This window comes from Streptomyces sp. NBC_00289, from assembly GCF_041435115.1.
In the GTDB taxonomy this organism is placed as follows: Bacteria; Actinomycetota; Actinomycetes; order Streptomycetales; family Streptomycetaceae; genus Streptomyces.
Window position 1 is genome coordinate 2,647,563 of sequence record NZ_CP108046.1, and the last position, 14,925, is coordinate 2,662,487.

At 72.8% G+C, this 14,925-nt stretch carries 15 protein-coding genes; 6 read left to right on the forward strand and 9 right to left on the reverse strand.

Annotation, left to right across the window (positions count from 1 at the left end):
* Positions 1 to 21: 21 nt before the first annotated feature.
* From OG985_RS12350 to OG985_RS12380, 7 genes are all read right to left on the reverse strand, one after another.
* Entirely contained in the window at positions 22 to 429 is a 408-nt protein-coding gene (locus OG985_RS12350) for a DUF6278 family protein (protein WP_371668348.1), read from the reverse strand.
* Positions 430 to 607: 178 nt separating this feature from the next.
* A complete protein-coding gene (locus tag OG985_RS12355; RefSeq protein WP_371668349.1) occupies positions 608 to 1,387 on the reverse strand; it encodes an exodeoxyribonuclease III in 780 nt (259 codons plus the stop codon).
* Positions 1,388 to 1,424: 37 nt separating this feature from the next.
* Positions 1,425 to 2,060, reverse strand: coding sequence for an MBL fold metallo-hydrolase (locus OG985_RS12360; protein ID WP_371668350.1), 636 nt, complete (start codon positions 2,058 to 2,060; stop codon positions 1,425 to 1,427).
* A gap of 61 nt (positions 2,061 to 2,121) precedes the next feature.
* Entirely contained in the window at positions 2,122 to 3,423 is a 1,302-nt protein-coding gene (gene pcaC / locus OG985_RS12365) for a 4-carboxymuconolactone decarboxylase (protein ID WP_371668351.1), read from the reverse strand.
* 319 nt (positions 3,424 to 3,742) lie between these two features.
* Positions 3,743 to 4,117 (reverse strand): fluoride efflux transporter CrcB, encoded by a 375-nt coding sequence (gene crcB / locus OG985_RS12370; protein ID WP_371668352.1) that lies wholly within the window; start codon positions 4,115 to 4,117, stop codon positions 3,743 to 3,745.
* A complete protein-coding gene (locus tag OG985_RS12375) occupies positions 4,114 to 4,461 on the reverse strand; it encodes a DUF190 domain-containing protein (protein ID WP_371668353.1) in 348 nt (115 codons plus the stop codon). Before OG985_RS12375 ends, crcB begins: the two co-directional genes overlap by 4 nt.
* On the reverse strand, positions 4,458 to 4,934 hold the full coding sequence (locus OG985_RS12380) for a CrcB family protein (protein ID WP_371668354.1): 477 nt from the start codon (positions 4,932 to 4,934) through the stop codon (positions 4,458 to 4,460). Before OG985_RS12380 ends, OG985_RS12375 begins: the two co-directional genes overlap by 4 nt.
* Before the next feature lie 303 nt (positions 4,935 to 5,237).
* Between OG985_RS12380 and OG985_RS12385 the strand changes: the two genes are divergently transcribed.
* From OG985_RS12385 to OG985_RS12395, 3 genes are all read left to right on the forward strand, one after another.
* Positions 5,238 to 6,425, forward strand: coding sequence for a permease (locus OG985_RS12385; protein WP_371668355.1), 1,188 nt, complete (start codon positions 5,238 to 5,240; stop codon positions 6,423 to 6,425).
* Between the two features lie 34 nt (positions 6,426 to 6,459).
* Positions 6,460 to 6,861, forward strand: coding sequence for a DUF6153 family protein (locus OG985_RS12390; protein ID WP_371668356.1), 402 nt, complete (start codon positions 6,460 to 6,462; stop codon positions 6,859 to 6,861).
* Positions 6,862 to 6,956: 95 nt separating this feature from the next.
* Positions 6,957 to 7,613, forward strand: coding sequence for a DUF305 domain-containing protein (locus tag OG985_RS12395; RefSeq protein ID WP_371668357.1), 657 nt, complete (start codon positions 6,957 to 6,959; stop codon positions 7,611 to 7,613).
* Between the two features lie 56 nt (positions 7,614 to 7,669).
* On the opposite strand, the gene OG985_RS12400 is transcribed toward OG985_RS12395, so the two are convergent.
* Positions 7,670 to 8,620 carry a hypothetical protein gene (locus OG985_RS12400; RefSeq protein ID WP_371668358.1) on the reverse strand — a complete coding sequence of 317 codons (951 nt, stop codon included), beginning with the start codon at positions 8,618 to 8,620 and terminating at the stop codon, positions 7,670 to 7,672.
* A 201-nt stretch (positions 8,621 to 8,821) separates the two neighbouring features.
* On the opposite strand from OG985_RS12400, the gene OG985_RS12405 reads away from it, so the two are divergent.
* Genes OG985_RS12405 through OG985_RS12415 form a run of 3 tightly spaced genes read left to right on the forward strand, consistent with a single transcriptional unit; the run spans position 8,822 to position 12,052 of the window.
* Positions 8,822 to 9,106: a heavy-metal-associated domain-containing protein gene (locus OG985_RS12405; RefSeq protein ID WP_371668359.1), complete on the forward strand. Its 285-nt coding sequence runs from the start codon at positions 8,822 to 8,824 to the stop codon at positions 9,104 to 9,106.
* Between the two features lie 59 nt (positions 9,107 to 9,165).
* Positions 9,166 to 11,430 (forward strand): heavy metal translocating P-type ATPase, encoded by a 2,265-nt coding sequence (locus OG985_RS12410; RefSeq protein ID WP_371668360.1) that lies wholly within the window; start codon positions 9,166 to 9,168, stop codon positions 11,428 to 11,430.
* Positions 11,431 to 11,464: 34 nt separating this feature from the next.
* Complete coding sequence (locus OG985_RS12415) at positions 11,465 to 12,052, forward strand: DUF4396 domain-containing protein (protein ID WP_371668361.1); 588 nt, start codon at positions 11,465 to 11,467, stop codon at positions 12,050 to 12,052.
* A 209-nt stretch (positions 12,053 to 12,261) separates the two neighbouring features.
* Here OG985_RS12415 and OG985_RS12420 read toward each other — a convergent pair whose 3' ends face one another.
* The gene (locus OG985_RS12420; RefSeq protein ID WP_371674345.1) at positions 12,262 to 14,127 is read right to left on the reverse strand and encodes an SWIM zinc finger family protein; all 1,866 of its coding nucleotides are present in this window, start codon (positions 14,125 to 14,127) and stop codon (positions 12,262 to 12,264) included.
* Positions 14,128 to 14,925: the final 798 nt, after the last annotated feature.

Below are 14,925 nucleotides of genomic sequence, written 5' to 3' on the forward strand. Positions count from 1 at the left end.
TCACCTCCGGGGCGCCCGGTGTCACTCCTCGGCGACCTCGGCGTACTCCTGCGAGAGCTCGGGGACGCCACTGGCGGCCCACTCGTGACCGGAGGCGACGACGTCGAACTCGCGGCCGGAGGCGAGCAGGATCACCGGCTGGCCGTCGGACCGCAGCCCCCAGGCGGCACCCTGCACGGTGCGCACGATGACCGTACCGAGGTAGAGGCCCGCGTCGTTGCCGAGCCAGGGAAGCACCTCCTCGTCGTCCCGCCAGCGCGGCACCAGCTGATCGAGTGCCTCCAACGAGGCCACGGAGTCGTCGAGTTGGACTCCCTCCCGGAAGGCCTGCGACCGTAGCAGCTCACACTCGGCGAGGAGTTCGGCGATGCCCTCGGGATCGCGGGCCGGGGGATTCTCGCGCCGGTGGCCCAGAAAAGGGATCTTCATACCTCCAGCGTGTCATTCGCACCGCCGTGCGCACCACAGGCGCGCGGACCCTCGATCCCGGGCCCCTTCAAGCCGCCTGCGCGCATGGCCCGTTGACACACCACTTGCGCCTCTTTGGCCTCTCCATACGCCTTTTGTCACATCCCGCGCGATCTTGAGTCACCGAGGCGGGGAGCCTCTAGACGTCCAGGTCCACCACGACCGGCGCGTGGTCCGAGGCGCCCTTGCCCTTGCGTTCCTCCCGGTCGACGAACGCGTCACCGACGGCCTTGGCGAACGGTTCGTTGCCGTAGACCAGGTCGATCCGCATCCCGCGGTTCTTGGGGAAGCAGAGCTGGCGGTAGTCCCAGTACGTGAACGGGTGCTCGTACTTGAGGGGGCGCGGAACCACGTCGGACAGGCCGGCCTCGCGCAGGGCGGCCAGGGCGGCGCGCTCGGCGGGGGTGACGTGCGTGGCGCCCTCGAAGGCGGCCCGGTCGTACACGTCGTCGTCCGTCGGGGCCACGTTGTAGTCGCCCAGCACGGCGAACGGGCGGCTGCCCGCGGCGTCACCGGCGACGGCGGCCTTCAGGGCCTCGAACCACTGCAGCTTGTAGGCGTAGTGCGGATGGTCCACCTCGCGGCCGTTGGGCACGTAGACCGACCAGACACGGACCGGGCCGCAGGTCGCGGCGACGGCCCGGGGCTCCTGGACGCCGTCGTAACCGGGGTCGCCGGGCAGGCCCTTGACCACGTCCTCCAGGCCGACGCGGGAGAGCACCGCCACGCCGTTCCACCGGCCGGTCGCGTGGACCGCGGCCTCGTACCCCAGCTCGCGCAGCTGGTCGGACGGGAACTGCTCCTCGGAGACCTTGGCCTCCTGGATGCACAGCACGTCCGTGCCGCTGCTCTCCAGCCAGGCCAGCAGCCGCGGGAGCCGGGCGGTGATCGAGTTCACGTTCCAGGTGGCGATACGCATGCCTGACAACCTACCCGGCGGGTCCGACAACGCCGCCTCAGACCTCGGCCGAGCCTCCGGGCGCCAGCCGCACGTGCTGGGCGCCGCCCAGCGCGCCGATCTGGTTGTCGTAGATCGGGCGGGCGAGGTCGGTGAGCAGGGCGTCGTGGATGTCGTACGCGCGTTGCGGCCGGACCTCGCGCACGTAGTCGATGACCTCGGAGATCTTGCTCCAGGGAGCCATCACCGGGAGCATCAGCGTCTCCACCGCCTGGTCGGGGACGGTGAGGGCGTCGCCCGGGTGGAAGACCCGGCCGCCGTCGAGGAGATAGCCGACGTTGGTGACGCGCGGGAGGTCCGGGTGGATCACGGCGTGCAGTTCGCCGTGGACCTGGACGTCGAAGCCGGCGGCGGTGAACGTGTCGCCGTGACCGACGGTGTGCACGCGGCCCGGGAAGGCCGCCGAGAGCTTCTCGGCGACCGACTTCAGCGTCCAGATCTCGGCCGCCGCGTTGGCCTCCAGGGCGGCCCGCAGCCGCTCCTCGTCGAAGTGGTCGGGGTGCTCGTGGGTGACGAGGATGGCGTCCGCGCCGAGCGCGGCGTCCGCCTCGCTGAACCCGCCGGGGTCCAGGACGAGGGTTCGGCCGTCCTTCTCGAGGCGGACACAGGCATGCGACTTCTTCGTGAGCTTCATGAACCCATCCTGCCCCTCTCCCCCGCCCGGGGCCGCGCCGCCCCCGGCCCACGCCCGGGCCTCACTCCGCCGGCGTCGTCTCCTCGCGGATGACCCGCTGCGCCACCCTGAACGCGCTGTTCGCCGCCGGTACACCGCAGTAGACGGCCGCCTGCATCAGCACTTCCTTGATCTCCCCCGGGGTCAGGCCGTTGCGCAGGGCGGCCCGTGTGTGGAAGGCGAGTTCGTCCAGGTGTCCGCCCGCGACGAGGGCGGTGAGCGTGACACAGCTGCGGGTGCGGCGGTCGAGGCCGGGCCGGTCCCAGATCTCGCCCCACGCGTACCGCGTGATGAACTCCTGGAAGTCCCCGGAGAAGTCGTCGGCCTGGGACAGCGCCCGGTCCACGTGCGCGTCGCCGAGCACCTCGCGGCGCACCTTGATCCCGGCGTCGTACGGGTCGGGCCGCCCCATGACCTGCGGCTCCGCCACCATGGCCGGGGCGATCTCGGCGATGGGCGCGGGCTGCGGCGGGGCGGCGGCGAGGACCGGCGTGACCTGCGCGGCCGGGATCGCGGTCTGCCCGGTGCCGTGGTCGAAGGCGGGCTGCCAGGCGGTGGAGAAGTGCCGGACCAGCAGGTCACTGACGGCGGCCGGCTGCTCGACCGGCACCAGGTGGGAGGCGCCGGGGACGACGGCGAGGCGGGCGTCCGGGATGCCGGCGACCAGGGTGCGGGCCTCCGCCGGGCCGGTGACCTGGTCGTCCGAGCCGACGAGGACCAGGGTCGGCACACCCACGCGCGCGAGTTCGGGCCGTACGTCGAACGAGGCGAGCGCCTCGCAGGCGGCGATGTAGCAGCCGGGGTCGGTGGTGCGCACCATCTGCACGGCCCACTCGGTGATCGCGGGCTGGGCGGCGGCGAATCCGCCGGTGAACCAGCGGTCGGGGGAGGTCCGGGCGATGGGATCGAGGCCGTTCGTCCGCACGATGACCCCCCTCTGCCGGAACTCGTCGGCCGTGCCGAAGCGGGGCGAGGCGGCGATCAGCGCGAGCGAGGCCAGCCGCTCGGGGTGGCGCAGCGCCAGCTCGACGCCGACCGCGCCGCCGAGGGCGCAGCCCGCGTAGCCGAAGCGCTGCACACCGAGCGCGTCCAGCGTGGCCAGCAGCCGTGCGGCGAGGTCGCCGACGGAAGCCGCAGGGTACGCGGGCGCGCCGCCGTGTCCGGGCAGGTCGAACCGGAACACCCGCCACTGCCTGGCCAGCTCAGGAACCTGTCGGTCCCACATGTGCCAGGTGGTGCCCAGGGAGGGACCCAGGATCAGGACAGGCGCCTCTTCGGGCCCGTCGAAGCGGTATTGCAGGGTGCTGGACGTACTCTCACTCACCCGGCTCACGCTCCCACATCTCACGATTTCTCACGTACTTGGGTCGGAACCCCGTGCAAGCCGTCCCCCGTTGTGGTTGTCTCGCGAAGATCCTCCGCATCGGGCTTCACATCGCACCCTGCGGTCCGGCACCCGGTTGTCCGCCGGGCACGTGGGACGCGATGCGCGTGCATCGTACAGACGCATCCTGCGAAGGATCCCGAGCACCGTGAACCGGTGGGTCCGGCGGCGGGTTGTCGGCTTCGCGAGGCTCCCCGGCTCGTCCACCGGGCCGAACAGCCAGGGCCGCAGCCCTGTCGGCAGCCGGGCGTTCGCGCCGTCAGGCCCACAGCGCCTCGGCGAAGGCGACCCCCGCGAACACCGCGCCCAGCCCCGCCACCACACTCGCGATCACGTTGGCCGCGGCGAAGAACCGCGCCCCGTCCTCGGCCAGCCGCAGGGTCTCGTAGGAGAACGTCGAGTACGTCGTCAGCGCCCCGCACAGGCCGGTGCCCAGCAGCAGCTGCACCTGCGAGGAGGCGGCCCCGGCCACCACGGCCCCGCTCAGCAGGCCGAGCACGAAGCTGCCCACGACGTTCACGGTGAAGGTGCCCCACGGGAAGACGGTGTCGTGCCTCTTCTGCACGGCCCGGTCCGTCAGATAGCGCAAGGGCGCCCCCATCGCCCCGCCGACGACCACGAGCAGCCAGTTCACGCGTCCGTCCCCGTGCCCACGTACGTGATCACCTCACAGTCGTCGAGGACCACCAGTCCCTCGCCGACGAGTTCGTCGAGCTGTGGCAGGAAGGCCCGCACCCGTTCCTCCGTGTCCACGATGACGATCGCGACCGGCAGGTCCTCGCTCAGCGACAGCAGCCGGGAGGTGTGGATGAGCGAGGACGCGCCGAAGCCCTCGACGCCCCGGAAGACCGACGCTCCCGCCAGCCCGGCCCGGTGGGCGCGGCGCACGATCTCGCTGTAGAGCGGCTTGTGGTGCCAGGTGTCGTTCTCCCCGATGAAGACCGTCACCCGCAGGGCGGTGCCCGTCAGCCTCGTCATCGCTGCCTCCATGCCAGAACGCGGCGCGTCGTCGCCACCGCGAGCCATACGGCGGCGAGCGCCGCCAACGGTGTCGCCGCGAGATAGGTCAGGCCGGTGCGGGCGTGGCCCGCGTCCACGAGCTTCTGGATGTCGACGGCGTACGTCGAGAAGGTCGTGAAGCCGCCCAGGACACCGGTGCCGAAGAACGGCCGCACCAGCCGGTGGGCCACCCACACGTCCGTGATCACCACCATGAAGACGCCGATCACCGCACAGCCGGCCGCGTTCACCCACAGGGTGGTCCAGGGGAACGTTCCGGCCGGGGCCGGCCAGAGAAGCAGGGCACCGTACCGGGCGGAGGCCCCGATGGCTCCGCCGAGTGCCACCACCGCCACGATCGGCCCCTGTGGCCGCCAGGACCGCCGCCGGGTACGTGGATCGACGTCGGGATCGATGGGCTCGTCCACCGCCTGGGATCTGGGGGCTGTCATGAACGTCCGTCTCCTACTCGCCGGGACCCACGCGCACGCGGGCCCACACCATCGCAAGTAGGGACTGTCGGCGGCACCGGTGCCACGGTTCGGGTACGGCGAGCCCCACCGCCGCGCAGTCGTCACGGACGACTGTCGGAAAACAGCCTAACGCGCCGTCCGTTGTGGGGGCGGACGGCTCCCGCCGACGCGATCGCCCTGGCCGTGCTCCATGCTTCACGATTCACGGTGAGCAGGACGTGTGACATACCCCCTGGGGGGATACTCACGTCGACACAACCGCTTCGGGAAAGGTGCGGGATCGTGGATGCGATCGGCCACGCTCTGTCCATCGCCGGGTCGATGACCTGGGAGGTGACCTGGGCGCTGATCCTCGGCTTCACGTTGTCCGCCGTCGTGCAGGCGGTGGTGCGCCGGTCGACGGTCGTGAGGCTGCTCGGCGACGACCGTCCGCGCACCCTCACCGTGTCGGCCGGGCTCGGCGCCGCCTCGTCCTCGTGCTCGTACGCCGCCGTGGCCCTCGCCCGCTCCCTCTTCCGCAAGGGCGCGGCCTTCACCGCGGCGATGGCCTTCGAGATCGCCTCCACCAACATGGTGACCGAACTCGGCGTGATCCTGGCCCTGTTGATGGGCTGGCAGTTCACGGCCGCCGAGTTCGTCGGCGGCCCGATCATGATCGTCGTGCTCGCGGTGCTGTTCCGGGTCTTCCTGCGGGAGCGGCTGCTGCGGCAGGCGCGTGAGCAGGCCGAGCGCGGGGTGGCCGGGTCCATGGAAGGTCACGCGGCGATGGACATGTCCGTGCGGGGCGGGGGCGGCTTCGCGCGTCGACTGTTCTCGCGGGACGGTTTCACGTCCGTGTCGCACATCTTCGTCATGGAGTGGGCGGCGATCCTGCGGGACCTGGTGGCCGGGCTGCTGATCGCCGGTGCGATCGCCGCGTGGGTGCCGGACGAGTTCTGGCGCACGTTCTTCCTCGCCGACCACCCGCTCGCCGCCAAGCTGATCGGGCCGCTCGTCGGGCCGCTGGTGGCGATCGCGACGTTCGTGTGCTCCATCGGCAACGTGCCGCTGGCGGTCGTGCTGTGGAAGGGCGGCATCAGCTTCGGCGGAGTGATCGCCTTCATCTACGCCGACCTGCTGATCCTCCCGATCCTGAACATCTACCGGAAGTACTACGGCATCCGGATGGCCGCCTTCCTGCTGGTCACCTTCTTCGCCGCGATGGCCGTCGCCGGGTACGTCGTCGAGTTCGCCTTCGGCGGTCTGGGGCTGATCCCGGACCAGGCCGACGCCCACATCCCCGAGGAGGGGATCACCTGGAACTACACGACCTGGCTGAACATCGTCTTCCTGCTGCTGGCCGCGTCCCTGGTCGTGCGGTTCCTGCGCAGCGGCGGCCCGGCGATGATGCGCATGATGGGCGGCTCGCCCGATCAGCCCGGCCACGGTGAGCACGAGCACGCCGGTCCCCCCGATGGACACCGGAATTGAACCCGCGCCACAGACTCCGCCTAGGATGATCCCGATGAAGAGCCACGAACAGCGCCTTGCGCCACCGCCCATGTCGCGGTGGCGCAAGGCACTGCTCGTTCTCGGGGTGCTGGCGGGAGTGCTGGCGATGCACGCCCTGGCTCCCGGCGGCGCGGCTCACGAACACGCCGGGCCGCCGCACCTGACGACCATCGTGGTCAGCGCTCATGACGGCTGCGCCGGAGACGGTGGGGACTGCGGTGGAGGGCACCTTCACCACGCCGACCCGACCTGCGTGGCCGCCGCGGTGGGCGGCGCACCGGCCCTGCCCGCCCTGGCCCCCGATCCGGTGCCGGTCCCCGCTCACGCGGACACGGTCCGCTCGTACGCGGTCGAGGCCCCGGACGGCGCACGCGCGCCACCATCGCTGGCGGAACTCCAACTCCTGCGGATCTAGACACCCCACCGCACCACGTCCACGCCACGGCGGCGCGGTGCGGCTCGGCACGTCCGGATCCACTTCGCAGAACACAGCACAGCAGGAGTTCCAGCATGCGCAACACCCGTACCCTGACCCGACGCGCCGTCCTCGCGGCCGTCTCCGTCACCGCCGTATTCGCTCTCGCCGCCTGCGGCAACGACAGCGACAGCAGCGGTGCGGCGGGCAGCGACAGCTCCGCGTCGTCGTCCGCGAGCGCGGGCGCCGACGCCACCGCCGGCGCGCACAACGCGCAGGACACCTCCTTCGCGCAGGGCATGATCCCGCACCACCAGCAGGCCCTGGAGATGGCGAAGCTCGCCGCCGACCGGGCCTCCTCCGCCCAGGTCAAGGATCTCGCCTCACGCATCGAGAAGGCGCAGGACCCGGAGATCAAGACCATGAGCGGCTGGCTGACGTCCTGGGGCGAGGACGTCCCGACGTCCTCCGACAGCACGGCGGAGTCCATGCCCGGCATGGACCACTCGGGCTCCGGCATGCCCGGCATGATGGACGGTTCGGACATGGACGAGCTGGAGAAGGCGTCCGGCACGGACTTCGACACCATGTTCCTCACCATGATGATCGACCACCACAAGGGCGCCGTGGACATGGCCACCACAGAGAAGAGCAAGGGCGAGTACCGGCCCGCCACGTCCATGGCCGACGACATCGTCACCGCACAGACCGCCGAGATCGCCGAGATGAACAAGCTCCTCGGCAAGGGCTGACACGGTGGAGGGGGCCGGTTTCCGTACCGGCCCCCTCCGCTCCTCCCGGCACCGCTTCAGTGCCGGTGCCCGTCGACGGGCTCTCGCGTGGCCGTCGGTCCGCCGGACCCGACGGTGAAGGCCGCCGTGTGGACCCTTCCCTCGTGCCTGAAGTCGAGGAACAGGCGATAGGTGCCGCTGCTGGGCGCCGTGGCCGTGAAGGAGATGTCCGGGCCGGGCTCGGTCGCTCCGTCACCGGGTTCGCCGTGGGGATGGACGTGGAGGTAGGCGAGGTCTCCGGCACGCAGGGCGACGAGGTGGCCGTACGCGCCGAGGTAGGGCTGGAGATCGGTGACCGGCTCGCCGTCGCGGGACACCGTCAGCTTCAGTTCGCCGGCCGCGCCCGGACGCAGCTCCCCGGCGAGCTCGACCTGGTACCCGTCGACCTCGGCGGTGACACCGGACGTCGGAAGGCCCTTCGGCGCGTAGGGGCCCGAGACCGCCAGGTCCGTGCCGAGGGTGAGGTTCTCGGCTCCCTTCCGCGCCGGGGTGAAGTCGGCGAAGACCCGGTAGCCGCCCGCCCGGGGCAGGTCGACGGGGGTGCTCCAGGTGCCGTCGGCGGCGCGGGCGGGATGCAGGTGGCGATAGGTGGTCAGGTCGCGTGAGGCCAGAACGAGGTGGAGTTCCTTGTCGTGCTCGCGCTGGTAGGCGGTGAGGGCGCGGCCGTCCCCGTCCCGGACGGTGAAGCGCAGATCGGTCCGCCGGCCTGCCGCGACGCGCGTGGTCTCGAGGTCGAGGGTGTAGCCGCCCTCGGAGGCCCGCAGCCCGCCGACCGCCGGGGCCGACGCGTGCCCCGCGTGACCGTCGCCGCCTTCCGGTGTCGGCGATTGCTCTCCGTGGTCTTCGTGAACGGGCGCCGGGGCCTCGTTGGCGACGACGGGGTCGATGCCCCGGCCCACGCCGTAAGCGGTGCCGAACGTCGCGGCGAGCGCGGCGGCGAACGCGGTGATCCTCAGTCCAGTGTGCATGGTGGCCTCCCGGAGAGCGCGGCCCCTCGGACTCGGACGTGAGGCCTCTATGCAGTTCAAGGTACCCCCAGGGGGTATGAAGTCAAGTGCGTTCGGAGCTTGCCTTGAGTACCCCAGGGGGGTATACAGGAACACGTCGGGGCGGATACCCCCGCCCTGTATGTGAGCCCGTCCTCGATCCGACCCGCCAGGAGGAACCCGATGTCTTCGTCCTGCTGCTCCACCGACGGCACCTGCTCGACCGGCACCACCGGCCGGGCTGAGGTCACTGAAGGCGTCACCACGACGTACGCCGTCTCCGGCATGACCTGCGGCCACTGCGAGGCCACACTCACCAAGGTCCTCGGCGAGCTGGAGGGGGTGACCGCCGTCGACGTCGACCTCCACACCGGCCGGGTCACCGTCACCGGCGCCACCGAGCCGGACGACGCGGCGGTCAGCGAGGTCGTCGACGAAGCCGGCTACGAGCTGACCGGCCGGGCCTGATCCGTACTCCGCACGACCGGGGCCCGGTCCCGGTCGCCCCCTCCGTACGAGGAGCAGCCATGTCCACCACCACGAACAGCGCCGGGGCCGAGGTCGAGCTCGCCATCGGCGGCATGACCTGCGCCTCGTGCGCGGCCCGGATCGAGAAGAAGCTCAACCGCATGGACGGGGTCACCGCGACCGTCAACTACGCCACCGAGAAGGCGAAAATCGGCTACGGCGGCGAGGTGTCCGTTCACGACCTGATAGCCACCGTCGAGGCGACCGGATACACCGCGCGGGAGCCCGACCCCGTGCGCGTCCGGCCCCGGAACGAGGACGAGACGGCGGCCCCGGACGACGAACTGCGTCCGCTGCGGGAGCGGTTGGTCACCGCCGTGGTGCTGGCGATCCCGGTCGTCGCGATGGCGATGGTCCCGGCGCTGCAGTTCGAGTACTGGCAGTGGCTGTCGCTGACGCTTGCGGCACCCGTCGTGACCTACGCGGGATGGCCCTTCCACAAGGCGGCGTTCACCAACGCACGGCACGGCGCGGCCACCATGGACACCCTGATCTCCGTCGGTACGTCGGCCGCGTTCCTGTGGTCGTTGTGGGCGCTGTTCTTCGGGACCGCGGGCATGCCCGGCATGACCCACCCCTTCGAGCTGACCATCGCCCGCGGCGACGGCGCCGGCAACATCTACCTGGAGGCCGCCGCCGGCGTCACCGCCTTCATCCTGGCCGGGCGGTACTTCGAGGCCCGTTCCAAGCGGAAGGCGGGCGCGGCCCTGAAGGCGCTGCTGGAGCTGGGCGCGAAGGACGTCACCCTGCTGCGCCCCGACGGCAGCGAACGGACCGTACCCACGGCCGAGTTGCAGGTCGGTGACCGCTTCCTCGTACGCCCCGGCGAGAAGATCGCCACCGACGGGGTGGTCGTCGAGGGCTCGTCGGCGGTCGACGCCTCGATGCTCACCGGTGAGTCCGTACCCGTGGAGGTCTGCCCGGGCGACTCCGTCACCGGCGCGACCCTCAACGCCGGCGGTCGTCTCGTCGTCGAGGCCACCCGGGTCGGCGCCGACACCCAACTGGCCCGGATGGCGAGGCTGGTCGAGGACGCCCAGAACGGGAAGGCCGCCGCACAGCGGCTCGCGGACCGGATCTCCGCCGTCTTCGTGCCGATCGTGATCGCCCTCGCCCTGGGCACCCTCGGCTTCTGGCTCGGCAACGGCGCCGGACTGACCGCGGCCTTCACCGCCGCCGTCGCCGTACTGATCATCGCCTGCCCGTGCGCCCTCGGACTGGCCACCCCGACCGCGCTGCTGGTCGGCACCGGACGCGGCGCCCAGCTCGGCATCCTCATCAAGGGCCCGGAGGTCCTGGAGTCCACCCGCAAGCTCGACACCGTCGTCCTCGACAAGACCGGCACCGTCACCACCGGTCGCATGACCCTGCTGGCCGTACACCCCGCGGACAACCGCGACGAAGCCGAAGTCCTGCGGCTGGCCGGTGCGTTGGAGCACTCCTCCGAACATCCCGTCGCCCGTGCCGTCGCCGACGGGGCCCTGCGGAAGCTGGGTTCGCTGCCCACGCCCGAGGACTTCGCGAACGTCCCCGGCCTCGGTGTGCAGGGCATCGTCGACGGCCACGCGGTCCTCGTCGGCCGGGAGCGACTGCTCGAGGAGTGGGCCATGGAGTTGCCGGCGGAGTTGGCGCGGGCCAAGGCCGAGGCCGAGGCAGCCGGGCGCACCGCGATCGCCGTCGCGTGGGACGGCGAGGCACGGGCGGTCCTGGAGATCGCCGACGCCGTGAAGCAGACCAGCCCCGAGGCCATCGCCCGGTTGCGCGCCCTCGGCCTCAGGCCGATCCTGCTGACCGGCGACAACCGGGCCGTGGCCGAGTCCGTCGCCCGCGAGGTCGGCATCGCGCCCGAGGACGTCATCGCCGAGGTGCTGCCGCAGGACAAGGTGGACGTGGTCAAACGCCTCCAGGACGAGGGCTGTTCGGTCGCGATGGTCGGCGACGGCGTCAACGACGCGGCCGCCCTCGCCCAGGCCGACCTGGGCCTCGCCATGGGCACGGGCACGGACGCCGCGATCGAGGCCGGCGACCTGACCCTGGTGCGGGGCGACCTGCGCGCCGCGGCGGACGCCATCCGCCTCGCCCGCCGCACCCTCAACACCATCCGCTCCAACCTCTTCTGGGCCTTCGCCTACAACGTGGCCGCGCTGCCGCTCGCCGCGGCCGGCCTGCTCAACCCGATGATCGCCGGGGCGGCCATGGCCTTCTCCTCGGTCTTCGTCGTCGGCAACTCCCTGCGCCTGCGCTCCTTCCAGGCCACCCGCTGAGTCACCCACACGATCGGACAACGGAGATGCGGTCATGAACCACAGCGATCAGCACAGTGGTCACCACGGCGGTCAGCACGGCGGTCAGCACGGCGATCAGCACGGCGGTCACCGAGCGGGTGCCCCGCAGGACCCGGACGATCACGAAGGCCACCTCCACGGTCGCACCTCCCACGCGGAGCACGGGGGCGCCTCCTGGCCGACGGCGGTGAGGGCGACGCTGCACTGCCTGACCGGGTGCGCCATCGGCGAGATCCTCGGCATGATCGTCGGCACCGCCCTCGGCTGGGGCAACGTACCGACCATGGTCGTCGCGATCGTCCTCGCGTTCCTGTTCGGCTACTCCTTCACACTGTTCGCGGTACGCCGGGCCGGACTGGACCTGAGGGCCGCCGTCAAGGTGGCGCTGGCCGCCGACACCGTGTCGATCGCCGTCATGGAACTGGTCGACAACACCATCATCGCCCTCACCCCGGGCGCGATGGAGGCCCAGCTGTCCGACGGACTCTTCTGGTCGGCCCTGCTGGGCGGCTTCGCCATCGCCTTCCTGATCACCACGCCCGTGAACAAGTGGATGATCGGCCGCGGCAGGGGTCACGCCGTGGTCCACGCGTATCACTGACGTACCTGGTGCGCTCCGTAGGGGCTGCCGCGAACTCCTCGCCCGGGCACCGGGCCGCGTACGAAGGTCGGCGACCCGCTGCTGCCCGCAGCTGTACGGCCATCGGCCTGTCGAACCCGCGGATCCGCTCCGGCGGTTCCCCGGGTTCCCCGGGTTCCCCGGGCGGGGGTTCCTCGCTCAGAGGCCGCTCGCCGCGGGGGGTTCCTTGCTCAGAGGTCGCTCGCCGCGCCCAGGCCCGTCAGCGCGCCGACCGGGTCCAGGTCGGGTGTGCCGCGGGGCCACCAGTCGTCCCGGCCCGGCTCGGACTCGTAGGCGTACCACAAGCCGTCGCGGCCCAGGCGGAGTTGGACGTGACCGCGCGGGTGGGTCAGGTGGTTGCGCCAGGGCCGGAAGGCGGGGAGGTCGGCGGCGAGGAGCAGCGGGCGGGCCCGGTCGAAGCGCCCGGCGGGCGGGTCCCAGGGCTCGTCGAGGACGCTGAGGCCCTCCAGGCCGCCCTGGCGCCAGGCGGCGACCGCCCGCGCCAGCTCGGCAGGGGTCCGGCCGGCGGCGGAGGCGAGCGAGGAGTAGAGGGCGCGAGAGCCTGCGGTGAGACCCGAACCGGGGCGGGCCGCGGCGAGCCGTACGGCATCCTGCCACAGCGTCAGTTCACCGACCGGGTCGCGGCCGGTGGCGAGCAGGGCGTGGGCGCGGGCGGCCGCATCGGTCGCCAACTGGTCCAGCGCGAAGGGGTCGGGGCCGCCCGGGGCCGCGGGGTACACCGGGGGCTGCCCGGGGTGCGGGGGCACCGACAGGGGGGCGGGAAGGGGCGGGAGCCGGCGTGGTGCGACGGCGTCGGTGGCCCGCACGCCGGGGAGCGGGGCGGGTTTCTGCTCCTGGGCGGCGCGGGCCGCGCGGGTGGCGCTGCGCCGGGACAGGGCGTCGAGCAGGTCGCGTTCGCCTCGCCCGCGCAGCAGGAGCAGCACGAAGGGGTCTGCGTCCAGCAGGCGCGCGGTCTGGTAGCACAGGGCCGCCGCATGCTTGCAGGGGTGACCGGAGTCGGGGCAGCTGCACCGGGGTTCGAGGTCGCCCGGGCCGGGAAGCAGCGGCACTCCGCAGTCGGCGAGGGTCTGCGGCAGCTCCTTGTCGAGGAGCGCGGCGATGTGCCCGGGCCGCTCGGCGGCGGCCTCCAGGAACCGCTCCCAGCCGACGTCGCCGAGCGTGCGCAGCCGCACCTGCACGCGGTACGGCCGGGGACGGCTGCCCCGCACATAGGCGAGCACGAGCCCCGGTGTCACCGTGATGGCGTCCACGTGCCCCTGCTCCGCGTAGGCCCGGCCACGCATCAGTCGCTTCGCGTCCAGCGCCCCCTCCTCCAACGCCGTCACCCAGGCGTTCCCCCACCACGTCTCCGCGAAGCGGTCACCACCGGACGGCCTGCCCGGAAACGCGTCGAAGGTACGCCGCAGCTCACCGTCACGGCCGGGCGCGGCCATGGACCGGCCGGGGGCGGCCATGGACCGGCCGGGGGCGGCCACGGACCGTGGGATGCCGCCATCCGTTTCCGCAGACTCCTCCCCCACCCGGTCCTCCGCTCCCGGCGTCCCGGGCGCGTCCCCGCCTTCCCGAACCGGGCCGCCGGCAGACCTACCGGCATCCGGCTCCGCCAACTCCTCCGCCACCGGGTCCTCCGCGCCGGGCATCCGGAAGGCGTCCCCGAGCAGTTCCCGCACGGCGCGGCCCCGGACCTCGGCCGCGCCTCCCAGCGCACCCCGCGCGCCTCGCCGCACGCGGGTGGCAGGCCCGGTCGGGCGACGCGCCGCCCCGTCCGCGCCCGCGCGCGTCGTAGACGCCGCAGCATCGCCACCCGCCTCGGAGCCCCTCCGCCCGTCCACGCCCTCGGCGCCCGCGCGCCCGGCGTACGTCGCGCCATCGCGACCCGCCTCGGAGCCCCTCCGCCCGTCCACACCCTCGACGCCCGCGCGCGTCGTAGACGCCGCAGCATCGCGACCCGCCTCGGAGCCCCTCCGCCCAACCACGCCCTCGACGCCCGCGCGCGTCGTAGACGTCACGGGCTCGCCGCCCGCCCCGGAGCCCATCGCCCCGCGCGCACCCTCCCCGCCCGTCGCTCCGGCACCTTCGCGGCCGTCCCTGTCCGCCCATGCCCTCCGCCCCTCGCCACGAGCAGCGCGGAGGGCCTCGCGGGCCACGTCCGCAGGCCGCTCACCCGCGGCGCGGCGGGCAACTTGCGCAGGGCCAACCCCCGTAGCCACACCGGCCACACCGGCCACACCGGCCACACCGGCCACACCGGCCACACCGGCCACACCGGCCACACCGGCCACACCGGCCACACCGGCCACACCGACAGGACGGTCCCCCGTAGCCTCCCCAGCCACACCGGCAAGGGCCTCCCCGGTGGCCTCCGGAGCCACACCCGCGGGGCCGTCACCCGTAGCCTCCCGAGCCGCACTCGCAGGGCCCTCCCCCGTAGCCTCCCCAGCCACACCGGCAAGGGCCTCCCCGGTGGCCTCCGGAGCCACACCCGCGGGGCCCTCCCCCGTAGCCTCCCGCGCCACGGCCGGAGGGGCTGCCTCCGGCCGAGAGGCGGGCGCCGCCTCCTCGCCGGGCCGGTCCTGCTCGCCGCCAGGGGTGTCGGTCGGCGAGTCCTCCGCCATGTCGTCGGTCGCCGCCGCCACTCGTCTGGCGGTGACGGCCCGCCGCAGCGCGGCGCGGGCCGCGTCGCCGGGGCGGTTGGTCTCGGGCTCGGCGGGTGCCGCGGGTCGCGACCGGGCGACCGCGCCGGGGTCGGGAGCGGCGTCGACGGTGTCACCGTCCGCCTCCCGGTTCCCGCGCTCGCGCGCGGCGTGCAGCGCCCGGCGGGCCTCGTCGGCCGG